Source organism: Sagittula salina, assembly GCF_017813235.1.
GTDB lineage: Bacteria > Pseudomonadota > Alphaproteobacteria > Rhodobacterales > Rhodobacteraceae > Sagittula > Sagittula salina.
The window spans coordinates 17,518-36,989 of sequence record NZ_JAGISH010000014.1 but is presented as its reverse complement, the minus strand read 5'-3'; the positions used below and the strand labels follow the sequence as shown (position 1 = coordinate 36,989).

The window sequence follows — 19,472 nt, the reverse complement described above, 5'->3', positions numbered from 1 at the left end:
CAATGGCGGAGGACGATCAGGACCAGAGCTCCAAAACCGAGGAGCCGACAGAGCGCAAACTTCGCCGTGCCCGCGAAAAGGGTGACGTCGCCTCATCGCGCGAGGCCGGCAACGTCATGACGGTACTCTCCCTCTTTGTCATCGCGAGCTTCGTTCTGCCCTCCGTCTCTGCGCAACTTGCGGGCGTTCTGCGCCGAACGCTCGAAGGTGCCGGGCGATTCACCGTCGGCAGCGATTCCGCCGGAATGGGCGATCTGGGCGACGTGACCGGCGCGCTGCTGCAAGGGGTGACGCTGCTACTCGCGCCGCTTCTTCTGCTGATGGTGCTGGGCGCAGTGGCCGGAGTACTGCTCCAAGGGGAAATCGTCGTCGCCGCCGAACGCATCCGCCCCAAGCTGTCAAAGATCTCGCCCTTCGCCGGACTGAAGCGGATGTTTTCGGCCTCGAACCTCGTTGAATTCGTCAAGAGCATGACAAAGGTGCTGGTGATCGGCGTGATCGCCTTCTTTGTCACCCGCCGCGCCGTCACCCAGATCTGGCAGACACAGGGCGTCCTGCCCGAACGGCTGATCGCCTTCACCCGCGACGCGGCGGCGGGGATGCTGATGGTGGTGCTGGCGCTGGTGGTCACCGTGGCCGGGGCGGACATCCTGTGGAAACGCTTCGACCACCGCCGCAAGCAGCGCATGACCCAGCAGGAAGTCAAGGACGAGATGAAGGACACCGAGGGCGACCCGCAGATCAGGGCAAAGCGCATGAGCCTGCGCCGCCAGCGCGCGCGTCAGCGGATGGCCGCCGCGGTGCCGCGCGCCACGGTCATCCTCACCAACCCGACGCATTACGCCGTGGCGCTGAAATACGAAAACGGTGTCGATCTGGCCCCGATCTGCGTCGCCAAGGGCGCCGACCGCATGGCTGCCCGCATCCGCGAGCTGGCCCGCGAATCCGAAATTCCCATCGTGGAGAACCGCCCCCTCGCCCGCGCGCTTTATGACGTGGCCGAACTCGACCGCGAGATCCCGCTGGAGCATTGGGAGGCGGTCGCCGCCATTATCGGCTACGTCCTCGATCTGCAAAGGAACGTACGCCGCCCGCCGCCCGAGGGCTCCAGCCTGCGCGACACTCACTGACGTCGCGCTGACGGTTCCCGCAGTTTCCGCGCGTCATGCTGCTTTGGTGCCTGACCTGAGCACCAGCGTCTTCGTCAAAGCCGCCTGCCCATTTCAGCAGGACCACCCTCAGCAGGACCGCCCAATGCAGATAAAAGGCAGGTAAAGGCGCGCGGGAAGCGGTGGTACAGCGCGCTTCCTCTGGCAGGTCATGGCGCGGGTGGCCCCCGCCTCGCGGTGGTCCAAGTGTGGGGGGACCGCCAGGCCGCCGGTGCAAAATTTTTAAAGCAGGGCGGGAACTTCAGCCAGATCAAACGATTGTACCTGAACGGAGGTTCCCATGACCGGCAAGAAGACCAGCCCGACCGTCGCACGCCGCGACCTGCTCTGCATCGCGCCTGCGGTGGGCATCGCCGCCTGCGCGACGCCCGCCGCCGCCCAGAACGACGCGCCGGAGGGACCGCCCGATCCGCGCCAGCCGCGACTGGCCGACACGCCGCACACCCGGACCTATTACACACTGGCGCGGTCCTGAATGCCGGGACCGCAGGGGAAGAGCCTATGCTGAAAAGGAAGACCGACCGCCGCCCGACCTCGAAACGGATCACCGTTCCGCCGGATGTCGCCAAAGGTCAGACCCGCCGCGATTTCCTGAAGGCCTCCGGCGTGGCGGGGCTGGCCTTCGCCGGTCTGTCCGGCCCCGCCGGACGCATTCAGGCCCAGACCGCGCCGACCGCCCCCTTGGCCGCCGTCGATCGGGTCACCCGCAAGACCATCTGCCAGTACTGCTCTGTCGGGTGTTCCATGTGGGCGGAGGTCGAGAATGGCGTCTGGGTCGGGCAAGAACCGGCCTTTGAAAGCCCGATCAATCAGGGCACGCACTGCGCCAAGGGTGCCGCCATGCGCGAAGTCGCCATCGGTGAGCGGCGGCTGAAGTACCCGATGAAAAAGGTCGCGGGGGAATGGACCCGCATTTCGTGGCAGCAGGCCATCGAGGAAATTTCCGCCAAACTGCTGAAGATCCGCGACACCGACGGCCCGGACAGCGCCTATTGGTTAGGCTCCGCCAAGTATTCCAACGAACAGGCCTATCTTTTCCGCAAGTTCGCGTCCTTCTGGGGGACGAACAACGTCGATCATCAGGCGCGGATCTGCCATTCGACCACCGTCGCGGGCGTTGCCAACTCCTTCGGCTACGGCGCGATGACCAACACTTTCAATGACATCCGCCGCTCCAAGTCGATCATCATCATCGGCGGCAACCCCGCGGAGGCGCATCCGGTTTCCATGCTGCATGTGCTGGCGGGCAAGGAGAACGGCGCGCCGATGATCGTGGTCGATCCACGTTTCACCCGCACCGCCGCCCATGCCGATGAATACGTGCGCATCCGGCCCGGATCGGACATCGGTTTCCTGTGGGGTCTGGTGCGCGAGATCTTCCGCAACGGCTGGGAAGACAAGGAATATCTCGAAAAGCGCGTCTTTGGCATCGAACAGGTGCAGGCGGAGGTCGAAAAATGGACGCCCGAGGAGGTCGAGCGCGTCTGCGGCATTCCGCCGGATCAGACCCGACGCGTGGCTCGGACACTGGCCGAAAACCGCCCCGGCACATTGGTCTGGTGCATGGGGCTGACGCAACACACTATCGGGTCGTCGATGACCCGCGCGGCGTCGATCCTGCAGCTGGTGCTGGGCAACATCGGCAAGGTTGGCGGCGGTACCAACATTTTTCGCGGCCACGACAACGTCCAGGGCGCCACGGATCTTGGCGTTTCGTGCGAATCGCTGCCCGCCTACTACGGCCTGAGCGAAGGCGCATGGCGCCACTGGTGCCGCATCTGGGACGTTGATTACGAGTGGATGAAGGGGCGCTTCGGGTCCAAGGAGCTCATGGAAGCCGCCGGGATGCCACTCTCGCGGTACATGGACGCGATCCTCGAAGACCCGGAGAACCTCGAACAGCCGAACCCGGTCAAAGCGCTGATGTTCTGGGGACACGCGGCGAATTCGATCACGCGCGGCCCCGACCAGATGAAGGCGCTGGAGGCGGTCGACCTGCTCTGCATCATCGACCCTCACCCGACGCAGGTCGCGATCATGACCAACAAGCAGGACGACGTGTATCTGCTGCCCGCCGCCACCACGGCGGAGATGGACGGATCGGTGACCAATTCCTCGCGGTCGGTACAATGGCGGGATAAGGTGTTCGAACCGCTCTGGGAATCGAAGACCGATTACGAGATCACCTACCTTTTGGCAGAGGCGCTGGGTTTCGCCGACGAGATGTTCAAGACCATCGAGGTCGTCGGCAAACTCCCACAGGCCGAAAGCATCATGCGCGAGATCAACCGCGGGTCCTGGACCATCGGCTATACCGGGCACAGCCCGGAACGTCTGAAGCGCCATATGCAGCATCAGGACAAGTTCGACAGCATCACGCTTCGGGGCAAGGAAGAGCCGGTCAAGGGCGAATATTATGGCCTCCCCTGGCCCGCTTGGGGGCGGCCCGAACTGAAGCACCCCGGCACGCCCCTGCTTTATGACCTTTCGAAATCCGTTGCCGAGGGCGGCCTGCCTTTCCGCGCCCGCTGGGGAGTCAGCCACGAAGGCCGGAGCCTGTTGGCCGAGGACAGCTTTACCGAAGGGTCGGAGATCCTCACCGGCTACCCGGAGGGCACCGTCGGAATGCTCGAAGCTCTGGGTTGGGTGCACGAGCTGACCGCGCGTGAAAAGCTCATCATCGGGGCCGTGGGTGCGGACCGGTTCAAGCTCGACATGCTGGAGATGGACGAGGCCGAAGCCGAACAGGCGCTTGCCGCGCTGGAGGATGAGGTCCGGCGGCTGCGCCGCGAGGAGGCCCGCCAGGCCCGCGCGAACGGTGTCACTGCCTCGGCGGATGGCTCCGATGACGTAACCGGCACCGGCGACGACCAGGCCGACGACGACAACGGCGAGGATCAGGGTGACAATCTCCTGCCAGGAGAAGCGGCGGCCTTTTTCCCCGACTATCCCGAACGGGCGCTGGACGCGATCCGCGCCTACCTTGCCAACAATCCCGACGGCCCCGCCCCGGACGATACCACGCTGGCGGACAAGATCCGCCGCGTGAACTGGAAAACCGATCTGTCGGGCGGGTTGCAGCGAGTGATGATCGCGCACGGCCTGGCGCCCTACGGCAACGGTCGGGCGCGCGCGGTGGTCTGGAACTTCCCCGACGAGGTCCCGCTGCACCGCGAGCCTCTGATGACAGCGCGCCGCGACCTGCTGCCGGAATACGGCACTTACGACGACCGTCGCCTGTGGCGCCTGCCCGTCCTCTACAAGTCGATTCAAGAGGTCGATTTCGCCGCCGAATACCCGATGACCCTCACCTCCGGCCGCCTGGTGGAATACGAGGGTGGAGGCGACGAAACCCGGTCGAACAAATGGCTGGCGGAATTCCAGCAGCAGATGTTCGTCGAGATCAACCGCGAGGACGCCGCCGAAATGGGGATTTCCTCGGGAGAATTCGTCTGGGTCGCCACCCCCGAAGGCCGTATCCGCGTGGCCGCACTGGTGACCCCCCGGATCGGGCGCAAGACAGTCTTCCTCCCGTTCCACTTTGCCGGGTTCTGGATGGGCGAGGACCTGACCAACCGCTACCCCGAAGGCGCCGCGCCCTACGTGTCGGGCGAGGCCACCAATACCGTGCAGACCTATGGCTATGACGTGGTGACCCAGATGCAGGAAACCAAATGCAGCCTCTGCCGGATCGAAAGGAGCTGACGCATGGCGCGTGCAAAATTTCTCTGCGACACGGACCGCTGCATCGAATGCAACGCCTGCGCGACTTCCTGCAAGAACGAGCACGAGGTGCCCTGGGGCATGGTCCGCCGCCGTGTCGTCACGATCAACGATGGCGAGCCGGGCGAAAAGTCCATTGCCATTTCCTGCATGCATTGCACCGATGCGCCCTGCGTCGCGGTCTGCCCGGTCTCGACACTGTACCAGACCGACATCGGCGTGGTGCTGCATGACAAGGACACCTGCATCGGCTGCGGCTACTGCTTTTACGCGTGCCCTTTCGGCGCGCCGCAGTTCCCGCGCGCCACGCTCTTCGGCACGCGCGGCACCATGGACAAATGCACCTATTGCGCTGGTGGGCCGGAGGAAAACGGCTCAGAGGAGGAGTTCCGCAAATACGGCCGCAATCGTCTGGCGGAAGGCAAGCTGCCGCTCTGCGCCGAAGTCTGCTCGACCCGTGCGCTGCTGGCCGGAGACGGCGACGAGATCGGCGAAATCTACCGCGAACGCGTGATTGCCCGCGGCTACGGCGCTGGCGCGTGGGGCTGGAAAACGGCCTATTACCCGGAGGAACAGGGATGAGCATTTACCAACCCGGCCCGGTGGTCGTGCGCGGACGCGACTTCACCGCCTACCGCATCGGAGGCGCTATCGTTGCGGCCCTGTTGTTCGTGGCGCTCTGCTTTCAGGTCTGGGAACTGTTCGACGGCGACGCCCGCACCGTGCCAGAGGTCAGCTGGATCGCAGCGGACAACACGCCCGACGTCGGCGGCATGGAGGCATCCGAGGTCATCATCGCCCGCACCAAGCTGCTGGACGAACGCTGGCGCACCGGCCCCTCGCCCGAAGGCGAGATCCCGGACCTCGCCTTGCGCAGTGGCGTGGTCCTGAACACGGTCCCGATCGAGGACCCCTCTCCCTTCCTCACCGAAGCCTGGGCCACGCCCGACAACGAGGCCCTGCCGATGATCAAACCCTCGGACCGGGTCGCGGGCATTTCTTCTCTGCCCTATCCCGCCGCCGAGATTTTCGAACGTCCCTTTGCACGCGACTGGCGCGTCGGCATCGCGGATCTGGTCACGCATCTTGGCGCTCTGGCGATCCTCGGCTTCAGCTTCCTGCTGGCGCTGCTGCTGGCCATCCGGGGCCGCGTCCCCATTGTCGAAGGCCGCAGCCGGCGCTGTGTAAAGCGCTTTGGCCTGATCGAACGCGCGACGCACTGGATGACTTCGGTTTCCTTCATAATGCTGGCGCTGACCGGCATCACCATCGCCTACGGCAAGACGCTGCTCCTCCCCTTCGGAGAGGAATTCCTGGGCGACGCCGGCTGGTTGTCGACGTGGGGGCATATGATGTTCTTCCCGCCCTTCGCGCTGGGTCTGGTGATCATGGCGGGGATGTGGCTCCGCCACAATCTGCCGTCCAGGCTGGATATCGAATGGCTGCGCCGCGCGGGCGGCATGATGACCGACAGCCCCGACCACCCCTCGGCGCGCAAGTTCAACGCCGGGCAGAAGCTGATCTTCTGGTCGGCGGTGCTGGGCGGCGGGCTGATGGTCGCTACGGGTATCGTGCTGATGGTGCCCTTTTACTTCTTCGGTGTCGACGGCATGAGCTGGACGATGCTGGCCCACGCAACGATCGGCCTGATGCTGATCGCTATCTTCATCGCGCATATCTACATCGGCACGGTGGGGATGCAGGGCGCCATCGACGCCATGTGGCAGGGCGACGTCGATCGCAACTGGGCGAAGGAACACCACGATCTCTGGCTGGCAGAAATCGAGGGCAAGCAACCGGAGGGCACCCGATGACCGGCTTTCTGACAGGCGCGCTGGCGGCGGTCGCGCTGTCGCTCGCGACTTGGTTCGCGCTCAACGCCTTTACCCAGACCTCGGTCGAACGGAGCGAAACCCCTGCCGTGAACCTTGAAGGCGTCAATCAGCCCCACATCCCGTTTTCCGATGTGCCGCACGACGGGGCGAATGAGCATGAGCCCGCATCGGGCAGCTGACAAAGCGACCCGGTTCGGTTGACGTCACAGCTTCAGAGTGGATGGCGCCGTCAGTCCGATGGCCAGCGTTCCGGAACGTTCGCCCGGAGTTCGTTCAGCCATGGCGTCGCCACGCTGTCGGAGGGCGCGCGCCAGTCGCCGCGCGGGCTGAGTGCGCCACCGGCGCTGACTTTCGGCCCGTTTGGCAGGGCCGAGCGTTTGAACTGGCTGGTGGCAAAGAACCGCTGTACAAAGCGTTCCAGCCAATGACGGATGGTTTCCAGATCGTACTGGTTGCGCTTGGCCTCGGGGAAGCCGTCGGGCCAACGCCCTTCACCGATGTCATGCCACGCGTGCCAGGCGAGAAAGGCCACTTTTGACGGCGCCGCCCCGTAGCGCATGATGTGATAGAGGAAAAAGTCGTTCAGCTCGTATGGACCGATCACCCACTCCGTGCTCTGGATTTCCTCGCCCTCTCCGGCGGGCACCAGTTCGGGTGAAATCTCGGTCTCGAGGATCGCCTCCAGCACGCGGTCCGTCTCCGGGTCGAACTGTCCGGTGCGGGTGGTCCAGCGGATCAGGTACTGGATCAGCGTCTTCGGAACGCCCGCGTTTACCGCGTAATGGCTCATCTGGTCGCCCACGCCGTAGGTACACCAACCAAGCGCCAGCTCGCTCAGGTCGCCCGTGCCGATCACGAAACCCTGCCGCTGGTTCGCCAGCCGGAAGAGATAATCCGTCCTCAGCCCCGCCTGCACGTTCTCGAAAGTGACGTCGTAAACCGGCTCCCCGTCCGAGAACGGGTGCCCCATGTCCGCCAGCATCTGCCGCGCTGCGGGGCGGATGTCGATCTCGTCCGCCGTGACGCCCATGGCCCGCATCAGCTTCCAGGCGTTGTCCTTCGTACCCTCCGAGGTCGCGAACCCCGGCATGGTGAAGGCAAGGATGCGGTCGCGCGGCAGGCCCATCCGGTCGCAGGCCTTCGCCGCCACGATCAGCGCGTGCGTGGAATCGAGCCCGCCCGATATGCCGATCACCATGGACCTGCCATGCGTCGCCTCGAACCGGCGCCGCAACGCTTCGACCTGGATGTTGAAGGCCTCGTAGCAGTCCTGGTCGAGGTGCGTTTCCCGGTTCGGCACGTAGGGGAAACGGCGCATCGGCCGGATCAGCCCCGCGTTCTCATGGTGCGGCCGATGGTCGAACGCCACCCGGCGGAATGCGGGTTCATGATGCCGCGCCGCGTCGTTGAAACTGCCCGTGCGCATCCGTTCCGACAGAATGCGCCCGGTGTCCACGTCCGCCAGCGTAAGTTCCGGATCGGCGGCGAAGCGGGTCGATTCCGCCACCAGGTCGCCCAGTTCATATATCATCCCCTGCCCGTCCCAGGCGAGGTCCGTCGTGCTCTCGCCCGGCCCGGCGGCGGCATAGGCATAGGCGGCAAAGGCGCGCATGGACTGCGAGCGGCACAGCAGGTGGCGGTCCGATGCCTTGCCGATCACGATGTTCGAGGCCGAAAGATTGGCGAGGATCAGCGCCCCTGCCATGGCCGCCTGCCCCGACGGCGGCGCTGGGGTCCAAAGGTCCTCGCAGATCTCGACGTGGAAGATCAGGCCCGTCAGATCGCGCGCCTCAAAGATCAGGTCGTCGCCAAAGGGCACAGTCTGCCCCGCGACCGTGATCTCTCCGCCGGTGGCTCGGCCATGGGCGAACCAACGTTTTTCATAGAACTCGCGGTAATTCGGGAGGAAGGATTTCGGCACCACACCCAGCACCCGGCCCCGCGCGATCACCACCGCGCAGTTATAAAGCCGCCCATCGCGGCGCAGCGGCGCGCCCACCAGCAGCACAGGCGTCAGCTTCGCGCTCTCTGCCGCGATCCGCGCGAGGTCTGCCTCGACCGCCGAGAGCAGCGCGTCCTGCATATGAAGGTCGTCGAGCGCGTAGGACGACAGGCACAGTTCGGGGAACACGACCAGATCGGCGCGGGCACGGTCCGCGCGGCGGGCCTCTTCGAGGATGCTGTCGCAGTTGTAGCCCACATCCGCAGGCCGGACCCGCGGCGTGCTGGTCGCCACCCGGACAAAGCCGTGGCGGTGGTAGGCGGTGAAGGCGGGCTGGGGCGTGTCGGTCATGATACAGCTGACTCGAGCATCTCGAGCACCGTGTCAACGCAGCACTGCCGGATCGCGTCGCGCCCGCGCGGTCCGAACCTTTCGAACCGATGCTGCGTTTCGCCCGTCCGGGCCAGCGCGAAATGTACGTCGCCCTCGGTGCCGCCGTCCTCCGTGGGTCCCGCGTAGCCGGTGACAGAGATTGCAAGGTCCGCGCCGGAGCGCTGCAGCGCGCCTTCCGCCATGGCGCGTGCCGCGTCTTCCGACACTGCGCCCTGTTCCTCCAGAATGGCGCGGGGCACGCCCAGAAGGTCGTGCTTGGCATCGTCGCTGTAGACCACGAAGCCACGTTCGAAGGCGTGTGAACACCCCTCGATATCCGTCACCAACGCGGCGATCAGCCCGCCGGTGCAGCTCTCGGCGCTGGCCAGCTTCAGCCCGCCCTCGCAGAGCGTCGTCAGCATACGCCGCGCACGTTGCTCGGATCGTTTGTCATGCCGCTCTTCGCTCATCCGGTCCTTCCTTTCGCGGTCCTGTTTCGAAGGAAACCCCGGACGTGGCGGCGGGTTCCGGGGCGCGTGAATCAGCTCTCCACCGGCCAGGACCAGAAGCCCCGGCCCTCCGCGCCAAGGCTTCGGCTGAGCACCATGCGGTGCACCTCGTCGGCGCCGTCCACCAGCCGCGCCTGCCGCGCGTAGCGGTAGATCCATTCCAGCACGGTATCCTTCGAATAGCCCCGCGCGCCGTTGATCTGGATCGCCACGTCGGCGGCGTCGTGCAGCACGTTCGCCACCTGGATCTTTGCCATCGACACCTCCTTGCGGGCAAAGCCGCCGCGATCGATTTCCCACGCCGCCTTCATCACCAGCAGGCGGCCGACCTCGATGCGCATGGCAATGTCGCCCAGCATCTGCGCCACGCTTTCCCGCTCGATCAGCCGCTGGCCAAAGCCTTCGCGACGTTCCGCATACTCGGTGGCGATCTCCATGCAGCGCTTCGCCAGCCCCAGCCAGCGCATGCAGTGCGTCAGCCGCGCCGGGCCGAGGCGGGTCTGCGTCACCTTCATGCCCAGCCCCTCCCCCATCAGGACGTTCTCTTCCGGGATCTCCAGCCCGTCGAAGACCAGTTCGCAATGGCCGCCGTGCTCCTCCGGCCCCATGATCGGGATGCGGCGCGCGATCTCCCAGCCGGGATCGTCGCGGTGGAACAGGAACGCCGTATGCCCGCGCCGCGCGTCATCCGAGGTACGCGCGATCAGGATGAAATGCGCGGCCGCGGCCGCCCCGGTGATGAACCACTTGCGCCCCGAGACCACGTAACGGCCGCCGCGCTTTTCCGCGCGGGTCAGCATCATGCCCGGATCGGACCCGCCGCCCGGTGCCGGTTCCGTCATGGCAAAGGCCGAACGCACCTCGCCGCGCACGATGGGCGCCAGCCAGCGCTGCTTCTGCGCCTCGGTGGCCAGCGCCTCCAGCACCATCATGTTGCCGTCGTCGGGCGCGGCGGAGTTGAACACCACCGGGCCGAAGATGGAGCGGTTCATTTCCTCGTAGACCACAGCCATGCCCGCCTTCCCCAAACCGCCGCCACCGGTTTCGGGGCGCAGTTGCAGGCACCACAGCCCCTGCGCCCGCGCCTCCGCCCGCAGCCGTTCGAGCAGCCCCTCGTCGATGTTTTCGTGGGCGTCATAGCTCACCGGGTCGGATTCAAGCGGAATCAGGCCCGTTTCGACGAAATCGGCAACACGGGAGCGCAGGGCCTCCAGTTCGGGCGAGATGGCGAAATCCATGGGCGTCCTTTCAGCATTGTGCGCCGCACAAGTCATATACATGACGGCGCCGAAGGCCAGCGCCCCATCTTGCCGCCCTCCGTGATCCGGGGCAGTCTCGCCGCGACAGGAAGAGGACCCGAAATGACCGAGTTCAGCAATCGCCCGGCCTGCGTGGCCTTCGTGGGCTTCGGAGAGGCAGGCGCCGCCTTTCACACCGGCTGGGACGATGGACGCCCCGATCTGGTCCGCGCTTACGACATCAAGACCGACGCCACCCCGACCCGCGCGGCGATGCACGCGCGCTATTCACAGGCGGGCATAGACGGGCGCGACAACCTGCGCGAAGCGATGACCGGCGCGCAGGCGGTATTCTGCACCGTCACCGCCGATCAGGCACTGATCGCGGCGCAGGCCGCCGCGCCGCACCTTGCCCCCGGCGCGCTCTGGTTCGACTGCAACTCCTGCGCGCCCGGAACCAAACGCCAGGCCGCCGAGGTGATCGAGGCGGCCGGCGGGCGCTACGTCGATGTCGCCGTGATGTCGCCTGTGCATCCGAAACTGCACCACGCCCCGCTGCTGGTTTCCGGCCCGCATGCCGACGCGGGCATGGCGGTGCTTTTCTCGCTAGACATGCGTCCGGAACCCGCTGGCGAAGAGGTCGGCCGGGCGTCCTCCATCAAGATGCTGCGATCCGTCATGGTGAAGGGTATGGAGGCGCTGACCGCCGAATGTTTCCTTGCCGCCTATCGGGCGGGCGTGGCCGAAGAGGTCATCGGCTCGCTGGAAGCTTCCGACCCCGATATCGCCTGGCGCAGGCGGGGGGCGTACAATCTGGAACGCATGATGGTGCACGGCGCCCGCCGCGCGGCTGAAATGCAGGAGGTCGCCCGCACGGTCGAGGAACTGGGCCTTGGCGGACGCATGGCGGCAGCGACGGCCCGGTGGGAGGTTCTGATCGCGGGTCTGCAGGCCGATCCCGGAGAGGACGACCTGCGGACCCGCGCCGAAACGATACTGTCCCGGCTCTAGACGCTCAGCCCTTGGCGCGCAGGCGTTTTTCCTGTGCCTCGCGCAGCAGGGCGGTGAAACGGTAAAAGCCGTGCGCCATTTTCGAATAGGGCGTCAGCAGGAAGAAGGTCAGAACGCTGCCCAGATGCAGTGCCAGAAGCGGGCCCGTCAGCCCGGTGCCGCGCACCGCATACAGCACCAGCCCCGACAGCCCGACAAACCCCAGAAGCCAGATAAAGGCGCGTTCGCCCGACGCCCGGCCGGGCGTTCCGAGATCCGGGTCCGCCTTCCCCTTGAGCGCGATCATCCCCGCGCAGCCCACCACCAGCAGCAGGCCACCGGGCACGCCCAGCAGCTTTGGCAGGGAGAACAGGCCATAGGGCGCCTCCATCCCGGCAACATAGTGCAGCAACGTCGCGACAGAGGTCGAGGCAAAGCACAGCATGAAACCGTACATCACCGCCTGGTGCACATGGCGCCGCGCGTCGGAGAACCGCTCGGCCTTTTCAAAGTTGCAGCCCTGCCCCTGCCCGCCGGACAGGTTCTTCAGGCGTCCCGCGCTGCCCACGGCCTCACGCCAGTCGGCCAGCGTCAGCCATGTGCCGCCCACCTCACGCCAGTAGCGGCGCAGCGATACGGCCAGCGCCGCCAGTGGCAACAGGAAGGCGGGCGCGAAGATCGCCACCATCGCGCTGTGCGACAACCAGGCGTAGAAGCCCTCGCCCTCCCCCGGCAGCGCGGCAATGGCGGCGAACATGATGGCGAAGCCCGCGACCAGCGCCGCCACCAGCGCGCCGCCCTTCGCCTGGAAGGTCTTTGCCAGCCCGCCGGGCCAGGCCAGCCGCTCCCAGCTTTCGGCCCGGGCCGAGGCCAGCGCGCGCGGCAGGTTCAGGTCGAATTCATGCGGCGCGGTGTACTGGCAGGCGTAGTAGCACCCGCGGCAGTTGTGGCACAGGTTCGCGAGCTGCGTCAGGTCGCCGTCGGCAAAGACCTTCTCGCGCGTGATCGCCGGGAAGACGGCGCAGAAGCCCTCGCAGTAACGGCAGGCGTTGCAGATCTCCACCTGCCGGCGGGCTTCCTGCATGGGGTCGTCCGACAGGACCCCGGGATCGGTTTGCAGACTGACGTCAAGCGACATGGGCGGCGGCCTCCTGTCCGGCGATACGTCCGAAGACGGTTCCGATGGTCATGCCGAACCCGGCCAGGTAACCCTGCCCGAGGATCGAGCCGGCCATCATCTCTCCGGCACTCCAGATATTGCGATAGGGCCCCTCGGGGCCGGTGGCGCGCGCGGTCAGGTCGACCTTCAGCCCCAGGTAGGTGAAGGTCACGCCCGGCCGCAGCGCGTAGGCGTAAAACGGTGGCTCCACGATGGCCCGCGCCCAGTTGGTCTTCGGCGGTTCCAGCCCTTCGGTCGCCACGCCGTCCAGTTGCTGCGGGTGGAAATCTCCGCCCCGGCAGGCGGCGTTGAAACGGTCGATGGTCTCGACCGTCTCCGCCACCGGCAGTCCCAGCTTCGCGGCCAGCTCCGGCAGGGTGTCGGCGGTCACCGGCGGATAGACCGAGGGCATGAAGAGGTCGATGGAGCGTCTGTCGATGATCGAATAGGCCACCTGGTCGGGTTGCGCGGCTACCAGCCGCCCCCAGATCGCGTAGCGCTTTGGCCAGACGTCTTCGCCCTCGTCGTAGAACCGCTGCCCGTCGCGGTTCACCACGACCGAGAAGGGCACGCAGTCCAGCCGCGTGACGATGCCGCCGTCGTATTTCGGTGCGCGCCCGTCGATGGCGACCGCGTGGCACTGCGTCGGGTCGCCCACGGTTTCGGCGCCGTGGTCCAGCATGTCCTTCAGCACCACGCCCCGGTTGTAGGGCGTGCCGCGAATGAGGAAGTTCTTTGCCGCAGGCCCCCATGCGCGGGCCAGCCACTCCAGATCCGACTGAAAGCCCCCCGCTGCCAGCACAAAGGCGCGGCCGCGCACGGTCACCAGCTCGCCGCCGATCTCCACCTCCACGTGGGTTGCGGTGTCGCCCTCGATGCCCACGTGTTTCACGCTTGCCTCGTAGGCCACCGTCACGCCGAGATCCCCGGCCGTCAGGTAATAGGCGTTCACCAGTGCCTTGCCGCCGCCGAGGAAGAAGGCGTTGGTGCGGTCCAGTGACAGGGTGCCGCTGAGCGATTTCTGAAAGCGCACGCCGTGGTCCTGCATCCAGGGCAGGCACTCGGCAGAGGTACGGATCGCGTGGCGGGCGAGCGCCTCGTCGGTCACGCCCTTGGTGACGCGCAGCAGGTCCTGCCAGAATTCCTCTTCGTCGTAGGTTTCGACCAGTGGGCCCAGCGGCCCGTGGTGCATACAGCGAAAGTTGCGGGTGTGGCGCGAATTGCCGCCCCGGTAATCCTTTGGCGCGCCTTCGAGGATGACCACGCGGGCCCCCGTCTCTGCCGCCTCGATCGCGGCGCAGAGCGCGGCATTGCCACCGCCCACCACGACGACATCCCAGGCCTCTGCGGCCAGGGTCTTCGGGTCGCTCATTCCTCTCCCTCCAGGTCTTTGCGCAAAAGCCGCAGACGTGCCAGTTGCGCGTTTTCCAGATGCGCGCGCATGGCCGTTTCCGCGCCGATGCCATCACGGGCGGTCAGCCCCGCCACCACCGAAGCGTGTTCCATCACCGCTTCGCGCGCGCGATCGGGCAGTTCCATGTTCGACCGCCCGATGATCAGGAGCGTCTTTTCCACCGCGCTCGCCGCCTTCAGCAGAAAGCGGTTGCGCGCGGCGTCCATCAGGCGCGCATGGAACTGGCGGTTGAGCCGTACCAGCGCGTGCGGGTCGCCCGTGGACTCCTCCATCTCCGTGTTGATGCGCCGCAACTCCTCCAGCTCCATATCCGACGCCGCCCGCGCCGCGAGCCGCGCGGCCGTGCCTTCGAGCACAGTGCGCATCTCGTAAAGCTCCATGATCTCGGGGTAATCCAGCTTGCGCACCACGGCGCCGGTGCGCGGCTGATGATCGACCAGCCCCTCCGCCTCCAGCCGGCGGATCGCCTCCCGGACGGGGGTGCGGCTGACCTGCAGGCGCTCCGCGATCTCCGTCTCCAGAAGCCGCGCGCCGGGTCGCAGAACACCGGAGCGGATGTCCTCGCACAGGCGTTCATACGCGCTTTGGCCCTGCAAGGGGCGGGCGGTGTCCGGTCCGGGTCTGTCGCTCGTCATGTTTCCGCTTTCCATCTTGCGTCCGCGTGTATACACACGGATACAAACCCGTCAAGCCCGTTGCCAGGACAGGTATCCCATGCCCTCACCACTCCGTTTCCCCGAAAACAAATGGCTCCGGCGGGGCTTCACCCTCGGGCTGGCGGGCCTTGGCGCCGCCCTGTTCGATGCGCTCTCGCTGCCGCTCCCTTACCTGTTCGGACCGATGTTCGCCTGCCTTGCCGCCGCTCTCCTTGGCGCGCCACTGCGCGGGGTGCCGCCGGTCTCACAGGGCGCGCGCACCATCCTCGGCGTGGCAGTGGGCGCCTCGCTCACCCCGGCGGTGCTGGAACAGGTGCCACAGATGCTGGGGTCGGTGGCGTTCGTGCCGTTCTATATCGCGTTGATCGGTGCCGTGGGGGTGCCGTTCTTCCACAAGGTCTGCGGCTTTGACCTGCCGACCTCCTACTTTGCCGCGATGCCCGGCGGGTTGCAGGACATGGTGGCCTTCGGACAGGACGCGGGCGCGGACGTGCGCGCGCTGTCACTGATCCACGCCACGCGGGTTCTGGTCATCGTCACCCTGGTTCCCGCACTGCTGGTCTGGGTCTTTGACAGCCCCCTGATCAATCCCGTCGGCGCCCCCGCCAGCGACCTGCCGCTGCGCGAACTCGCCCTGATGACCGCAGCCGCGCTCGGCGGCTGGTGGGCGGCGGAGCGCGTCGGCCTTTTCGGGGCCACCATTCTCGGACCGCTGATCGCGACCGCCGTGCTCGCGCTCAGCGGCGTGATCGAACACCGCCCCCCGCGCGAGGCGATCCTCGCGGCGCAGTTCTTCATCGGGATCGGGATCGGCGTCGGCTACGTCGGCGTCACGCTCCACGAACTGCGCCGGTACGTGCTGTCCGGCATGGTCTTTGTCGTCATCCTCGCGGTTCTGGCCTTTCTCGTGACCGAGCTTGTCGTGCAGCTCGGCCTCGCCCGCCCGGTCGAAGGCTTCCTGTCCTTCGCGCCCGGCGGTCAGGCCGAAATGACCGTGCTCGCCATCATCGCCGGGGCCGATCTGGGCTTTGTCGTGGTGCACCACCTGCTGCGCATCACGCTGGTGATCCTCGGCGCGCCGATTGCCGCCGCGCTGGTGGGGGTACGCCGCAAGGAAACGCGCCACTAGATGCACCCGGCTTCAAAAGTCCATTCATTTCTTGCAACTGAGATTTATTAAAACTCATTTGATTTATGCATCTTTGCGCCGCATGGTGATGCCGCCCGGACCGTTGTCCGGGCACGGGGCCGTTCTGGAGAGACGGCCCGACCCAAGGGAGGAAACCACGTGAAACGCACATCCATCGTCGCCGCAGCTGCGGCCGGCGCTCTTTCCGTCATGGCCGCCACCGGCGCTTCGGCTCAGGATTACTCGGGCCAGACAATCGAATACGTCATTCCGTTCTCGGAATCCGGCGGCTCCGCCCAGTGGGCGAACTTCTACGCGCCGCTCCTGTCCGGCGCCCTTCCGGGCGGCCCGACGATGGTGGTCCGCTACCGCCCCGGCGCCGGTTCGACCGAGGGTGCCAACTGGTTCCAGACCCAGCAGGACAAGGGCGACGGCACGCTGATCTTCGGCGACTCCGGCTCGACCAAGTTCCCCTACCTGCTGGGCGATCCGCGCGTGCGCTACCAGTACAAGGACTGGCAGCCGGTCGTCGCCTCCGCCACCGGCGGCGTGGTCTACCTGCCGCCCGATCTGGGCGCGAAATTCGACGGCGACATGGATGACCTCAAGGAGGAATTCTACCTCTACGGCTCGCAGGGCGCCACGACGCTCGACCTCGTGCCGCTGCTGGCGTTCAAGATGCTCGGCCTTCAGGTCGACCCGGTGTTCGGCGTCAAGGGGCGCGGCGACGGCCGGCTGATGTTCGAACGCGGCGAGGCCAACATCGACTATCAGACCTCCTCGGCATACCTCGCCAACGTGGTGCCGCTGGTCGAACAGAACCTCGCGACGCCGATCTTCACCTGGGGTTCCCTGAACGAAGAAGGCGTGATCGTGCGCGATCCGACCTTCCCGGACCTGGCGACCTTCAAGGAAGTCTGCGAGGCCACCGAGGGCTGTGAAACCGAAGGCACCGCATGGGACGCGTGGAAGGCCTTCTTCGTGGCGGGCTTTGCCAACCAGAAGACGATCTTCCTGCCGCAGTCGGCCAGCCAGGAAACCTACGACGCCTACGTGGCCGCGGCCAAGCAGGTCGTTTCGGCACCGGACTTCACCGAGAAAGCCGCCGAAACGCTGGGTGACTATCCGCAGCTGACCGGCGCCGCCGCCGTCGAAGCCACCAATCAGGCCACGAACATCACCGACGAGGCCAAGCAGTTCGTGCTGGACTGGCTGAAAGAGGATTACGGCATCACCGTGGAGTAATCCCGGCGCCTGATCCCCTCCCCGCCCGCTGCGATCGGGCGGGGCTTTCCTGACCCTGCCCATCACCCGGAGTCCCCGTCCATGTTCGCGCAAATCCTGCCCGAGCTGGGAGTAGCGTTCACGCACATCTTCCACCCCATGCAGCTTCTCTATCTGATGGGGGGCGTTCTGCTGGGCCTGTCCATCGGCGTCCTGCCCGGTCTGGGCGGCATCGCGGGTCTCGCGCTGCTTTTGCCCTTCATGTACGGGATGGAGCCGGTTTCCGGCCTCGCCCTTATGGTCGGCCTCGTCGCGGTGATCCCGACGTCGGATACGTTCTCCTCCGTCCTGCTGGGCATTCCGGGGTCGTCGGCCAGTCAGGCCACCGTGCTTGACGGCTTCCCGCTCTCGAAACAGGGGCACGCCGCGCGCGCGCTGTCGGCGGCTTTCGTGTCGTCGCTCTTTGGCGGGCTGTTCGGCGCCATCGTGCTGACCGTCTTCATCCTGATCGCGCGCCCGCTGATCCTGGCCTTCGGCCTGCCAGAGATGCTGATGATCACCGTTCTCGGCATGTCCATGGTTGCCATCCTCGCGGGGCGCGTCCCCCTGAAGGGCATCGTGGCCGCGGGCCTCGGCATCATGGTCGGCACCATCGGCGCGGCCCCGGCGGGCGGCTCTCTGCGCATGTCCAGCTACGACCTGCCCTACCTTGTCGACGGCTTCCAGCTGGTGATCGTGGGCCTCGGGATGTACGCCATCCCCGAAATCGTATCGCTCCTGCGGCGCGACAGCGCCATCGCCGACGGCGGCACGCTGGGCGACGGCTGGACGCAGGGACTGCGCGACTGGTGGCAGAACAAGTGGCTGTCGCTGCGCTGCGCGCTGATCGGCGTCATCGTCGGCGTGATTCCCGGCCTCGGCGGATCGGTCGTGGACTGGCTGGCCTACGGCTCCGCCGTGCAGACCGCAAAGGACCGGTCAAAGTTCGGACAGGGCGACATTCGCGGCGTCATCGCGCCCGAAAGCTCGAACAACGCAAAGGAAGGCGGCGGTCTCGTGCCCACGCTGATCTTCGGCATCCCCGGCTCCGGCTCCATGGCGATCTTCCTCGGCGGGCTTGCGCTTCTGAACATGACGCCCGGCCCGCAGATGGTGCGAAACAACCTCGATATCACCTACACAATCGTCTGGTCGCTGGCGCTGGCGAACGTCTTTGGCGCGGGCCTGTGCATCCTGCTGTCCAAGTGGATCGCGAAGATGACCACGATCCGCTTTACCATCATCGCGCCCTACCTCTTCATGATCATCGCCTTCGCCGCCTTCCAGTCGCGGCAGTCGGCGCTGGACCTCGCGGCCCTGCTGGGGATCGGCGCGCTCGGCATCCTGCTGCGGCGCTTCGATTTCTCGCGCCCGGCCTTCCTGATCGGCTTCGTGCTGTCGAACCAGACCGAAGTCTTCGTCAACCAGGCCTTCCAGATCGCCGGCGCGCGCTTCCGCCGCTCGGCGGAGGCGGGCTGGGATTACCTTCTGTCCCCGATCAGCATAACGCTGCTGATCCTGACGGTCGTCTCCGTCGTGGTCGGCATCAAGGCGTCAAAGAACATCCGCGAGAACATCGAGACCCCCACGGGAACAAAGACCGGCCCGACGATCTTCCTCGCCGTCATCACCGCCTATGTCGCTGTCGCCACATGGGACGCGTGGATGGTGGAGCGCCTGCAGGACCGGGTCTTTCCGCTGACCATCGGGCTGGTGACACTGGCGGGCGCCGCCGCCCTGCTGGTCCGCATGGCGACCCGGCCCGCCACCGACGACGCCTTCATCGACCTCGAAGCAGGCGGAGAGGCCACCGCGCCGCACGGCCTGTGGTCGACACTCGCGTGGTTCCTCGCGCTGCTGATACTGACTTTCACCTTCGGGCTGTTCATCGCCCTGACGGTCTGGCTGATCGCCTTCTTCCGCCTGCGGGGCCGCTTTGGCTGGCGGCGTGCGCTCATTGCCTCCGCCCTCGGGCTCGCCTTCATCACCGGCCTCGCCGCGATCCTCGGGCGCGACCTGCCGCCGGGCTGGCTGCAAACCCTCGGCGACCTTCCCTGGCCCCTGACCTGAGAC

Annotated in this window: 16 protein-coding genes; 10 read left to right on the top strand and 6 right to left on the bottom strand. The window is 66.4% G+C overall.

Annotated elements, in window-relative coordinates; all coding sequences use genetic code 11:
- Positions 1–2: 2 nt before the first annotated feature.
- From flhB to J5474_RS18930, 6 genes are all read left to right on the top strand, one after another.
- On the top strand, positions 3–1,130 hold the full coding sequence (gene flhB / locus J5474_RS18955) for a flagellar biosynthesis protein FlhB (protein WP_209363012.1): 1,128 nt from the start codon (positions 3–5) through the stop codon (positions 1,128–1,130).
- A gap of 319 nt (positions 1,131–1,449) precedes the next feature.
- Positions 1,450–1,644, top strand: coding sequence for a twin-arginine translocation pathway signal protein (locus tag J5474_RS18950; RefSeq protein WP_209363011.1), 195 nt, complete (start codon positions 1,450–1,452; stop codon positions 1,642–1,644).
- A gap of 26 nt (positions 1,645–1,670) precedes the next feature.
- Positions 1,671–4,874 (top strand): molybdopterin-dependent oxidoreductase, encoded by a 3,204-nt coding sequence (locus J5474_RS18945; RefSeq protein WP_245216589.1) that lies wholly within the window; start codon positions 1,671–1,673, stop codon positions 4,872–4,874.
- A 3-nt stretch (positions 4,875–4,877) separates the two neighbouring features.
- Positions 4,878–5,474: a formate dehydrogenase FDH3 subunit beta gene (gene fdh3B / locus J5474_RS18940; RefSeq protein WP_209363010.1), complete on the top strand. Its 597-nt coding sequence runs from the start codon at positions 4,878–4,880 to the stop codon at positions 5,472–5,474.
- The gene (locus J5474_RS18935; RefSeq protein WP_209363008.1) at positions 5,471–6,706 is read left to right on the top strand and encodes a formate dehydrogenase subunit gamma; all 1,236 of its coding nucleotides are present in this window, start codon (positions 5,471–5,473) and stop codon (positions 6,704–6,706) included. The genes fdh3B and J5474_RS18935 overlap by 4 nt, the downstream gene beginning before the upstream one ends.
- Complete coding sequence (locus J5474_RS18930; RefSeq protein WP_209363006.1) at positions 6,703–6,906, top strand: hypothetical protein; 204 nt, start codon at positions 6,703–6,705, stop codon at positions 6,904–6,906. Before J5474_RS18935 ends, J5474_RS18930 begins: the two co-directional genes overlap by 4 nt.
- Positions 6,907–6,956: 50 nt before the next feature.
- On the opposite strand, the gene J5474_RS18925 is transcribed toward J5474_RS18930, so the two are convergent.
- From J5474_RS18925 to J5474_RS18915, 3 genes are all read right to left on the bottom strand, one after another.
- Positions 6,957–9,020: an NAD(+) synthase gene (locus J5474_RS18925; RefSeq protein ID WP_209363004.1), complete on the bottom strand. Its 2,064-nt coding sequence runs from the start codon at positions 9,018–9,020 to the stop codon at positions 6,957–6,959.
- Entirely contained in the window at positions 9,017–9,511 is a 495-nt protein-coding gene (locus J5474_RS18920) for a CinA family protein (protein WP_245216588.1), read from the bottom strand. Before J5474_RS18920 ends, J5474_RS18925 begins: the two co-directional genes overlap by 4 nt.
- A 71-nt stretch (positions 9,512–9,582) precedes the next feature.
- Positions 9,583–10,788, bottom strand: coding sequence for an acyl-CoA dehydrogenase family protein (locus tag J5474_RS18915; RefSeq protein WP_209363002.1), 1,206 nt, complete (start codon positions 10,786–10,788; stop codon positions 9,583–9,585).
- Positions 10,789–10,911: 123 nt separating this feature from the next.
- Here J5474_RS18915 and J5474_RS18910 point away from each other — a divergent pair, with 123 nt between their 5' ends.
- On the top strand, positions 10,912–11,799 hold the full coding sequence (locus J5474_RS18910; protein ID WP_209363000.1) for an NAD(P)-dependent oxidoreductase: 888 nt from the start codon (positions 10,912–10,914) through the stop codon (positions 11,797–11,799).
- Between the two features lie 4 nt (positions 11,800–11,803).
- Here the strand turns inward: J5474_RS18910 and tcuB are convergent, their stop codons facing one another.
- The 3 genes from tcuB to J5474_RS18895 are packed head-to-tail and all read right to left on the bottom strand — an operon-like array spanning position 11,804 to position 14,986.
- Positions 11,804–12,916 (bottom strand): tricarballylate utilization 4Fe-4S protein TcuB, encoded by a 1,113-nt coding sequence (tcuB, locus tag J5474_RS18905; RefSeq protein WP_209362998.1) that lies wholly within the window; start codon positions 12,914–12,916, stop codon positions 11,804–11,806.
- A complete protein-coding gene (tcuA, locus tag J5474_RS18900) occupies positions 12,906–14,309 on the bottom strand; it encodes an FAD-dependent tricarballylate dehydrogenase TcuA (RefSeq protein ID WP_209362997.1) in 1,404 nt (467 codons plus the stop codon). The genes tcuB and tcuA overlap by 11 nt, the downstream gene beginning before the upstream one ends.
- The gene (locus J5474_RS18895; RefSeq protein WP_209362996.1) at positions 14,306–14,986 is read right to left on the bottom strand and encodes a GntR family transcriptional regulator; all 681 of its coding nucleotides are present in this window, start codon (positions 14,984–14,986) and stop codon (positions 14,306–14,308) included. Before J5474_RS18895 ends, tcuA begins: the two co-directional genes overlap by 4 nt.
- A gap of 79 nt (positions 14,987–15,065) precedes the next feature.
- Between J5474_RS18895 and J5474_RS18890 the strand changes: the two genes are divergently transcribed.
- From J5474_RS18890 to J5474_RS18880, 3 genes are all read left to right on the top strand, one after another.
- Positions 15,066–16,136, top strand: coding sequence for an AbrB family transcriptional regulator (locus tag J5474_RS18890; RefSeq protein ID WP_209362995.1), 1,071 nt, complete (start codon positions 15,066–15,068; stop codon positions 16,134–16,136).
- A gap of 159 nt (positions 16,137–16,295) precedes the next feature.
- The gene (locus J5474_RS18885; protein ID WP_342454067.1) at positions 16,296–17,381 is read left to right on the top strand and encodes a tricarboxylate transporter; all 1,086 of its coding nucleotides are present in this window, start codon (positions 16,296–16,298) and stop codon (positions 17,379–17,381) included.
- Between the two features lie 81 nt (positions 17,382–17,462).
- Positions 17,463–19,469, top strand: coding sequence for a tripartite tricarboxylate transporter permease (locus J5474_RS18880; protein WP_209362994.1), 2,007 nt, complete (start codon positions 17,463–17,465; stop codon positions 19,467–19,469).
- Positions 19,470–19,472: the final 3 nt, after the last annotated feature.

Bases quoted from the DNA above. Each gene is read 5' to 3' on its own strand.
- J5474_RS18935 (WP_209363008.1), top strand. From the start codon at position 5,471: ATGAGCATTTACCAACCCGGCCCGGTGGTCGTGCGCGGACGCGACTTC.
- J5474_RS18895 (WP_209362996.1), bottom strand. From the start codon at position 14,986: ATGACGAGCGACAGACCCGGACCGGACACCGCCCGCCCCTTGCAGGGC.
- J5474_RS18910 (WP_209363000.1), top strand. From the start codon at position 10,912: ATGACCGAGTTCAGCAATCGCCCGGCCTGCGTGGCCTTCGTGGGCTTC.
- J5474_RS18890 (WP_209362995.1), top strand. From the start codon at position 15,066: ATGCCCTCACCACTCCGTTTCCCCGAAAACAAATGGCTCCGGCGGGGC.
- J5474_RS18950 (WP_209363011.1), top strand. From the start codon at position 1,450: ATGACCGGCAAGAAGACCAGCCCGACCGTCGCACGCCGCGACCTGCTC.
- J5474_RS18920 (WP_245216588.1), bottom strand. From the start codon at position 9,511: ATGAGCGAAGAGCGGCATGACAAACGATCCGAGCAACGTGCGCGGCGT.
- J5474_RS18925 (WP_209363004.1), bottom strand. From the start codon at position 9,020: ATGACCGACACGCCCCAGCCCGCCTTCACCGCCTACCACCGCCACGGC.
- tcuB (WP_209362998.1), bottom strand. From the start codon at position 12,916: ATGTCGCTTGACGTCAGTCTGCAAACCGATCCCGGGGTCCTGTCGGAC.
- flhB (WP_209363012.1), top strand. From the start codon at position 3: ATGGCGGAGGACGATCAGGACCAGAGCTCCAAAACCGAGGAGCCGACA.
- J5474_RS18930 (WP_209363006.1), top strand. From the start codon at position 6,703: ATGACCGGCTTTCTGACAGGCGCGCTGGCGGCGGTCGCGCTGTCGCTC.
- J5474_RS18880 (WP_209362994.1), top strand. From the start codon at position 17,463: ATGTTCGCGCAAATCCTGCCCGAGCTGGGAGTAGCGTTCACGCACATC.
- tcuA (WP_209362997.1), bottom strand. From the start codon at position 14,309: ATGAGCGACCCGAAGACCCTGGCCGCAGAGGCCTGGGATGTCGTCGTG.
- J5474_RS18945 (WP_245216589.1), top strand. From the start codon at position 1,671: ATGCTGAAAAGGAAGACCGACCGCCGCCCGACCTCGAAACGGATCACC.
- fdh3B (WP_209363010.1), top strand. From the start codon at position 4,878: ATGGCGCGTGCAAAATTTCTCTGCGACACGGACCGCTGCATCGAATGC.
- J5474_RS18915 (WP_209363002.1), bottom strand. From the start codon at position 10,788: ATGGATTTCGCCATCTCGCCCGAACTGGAGGCCCTGCGCTCCCGTGTT.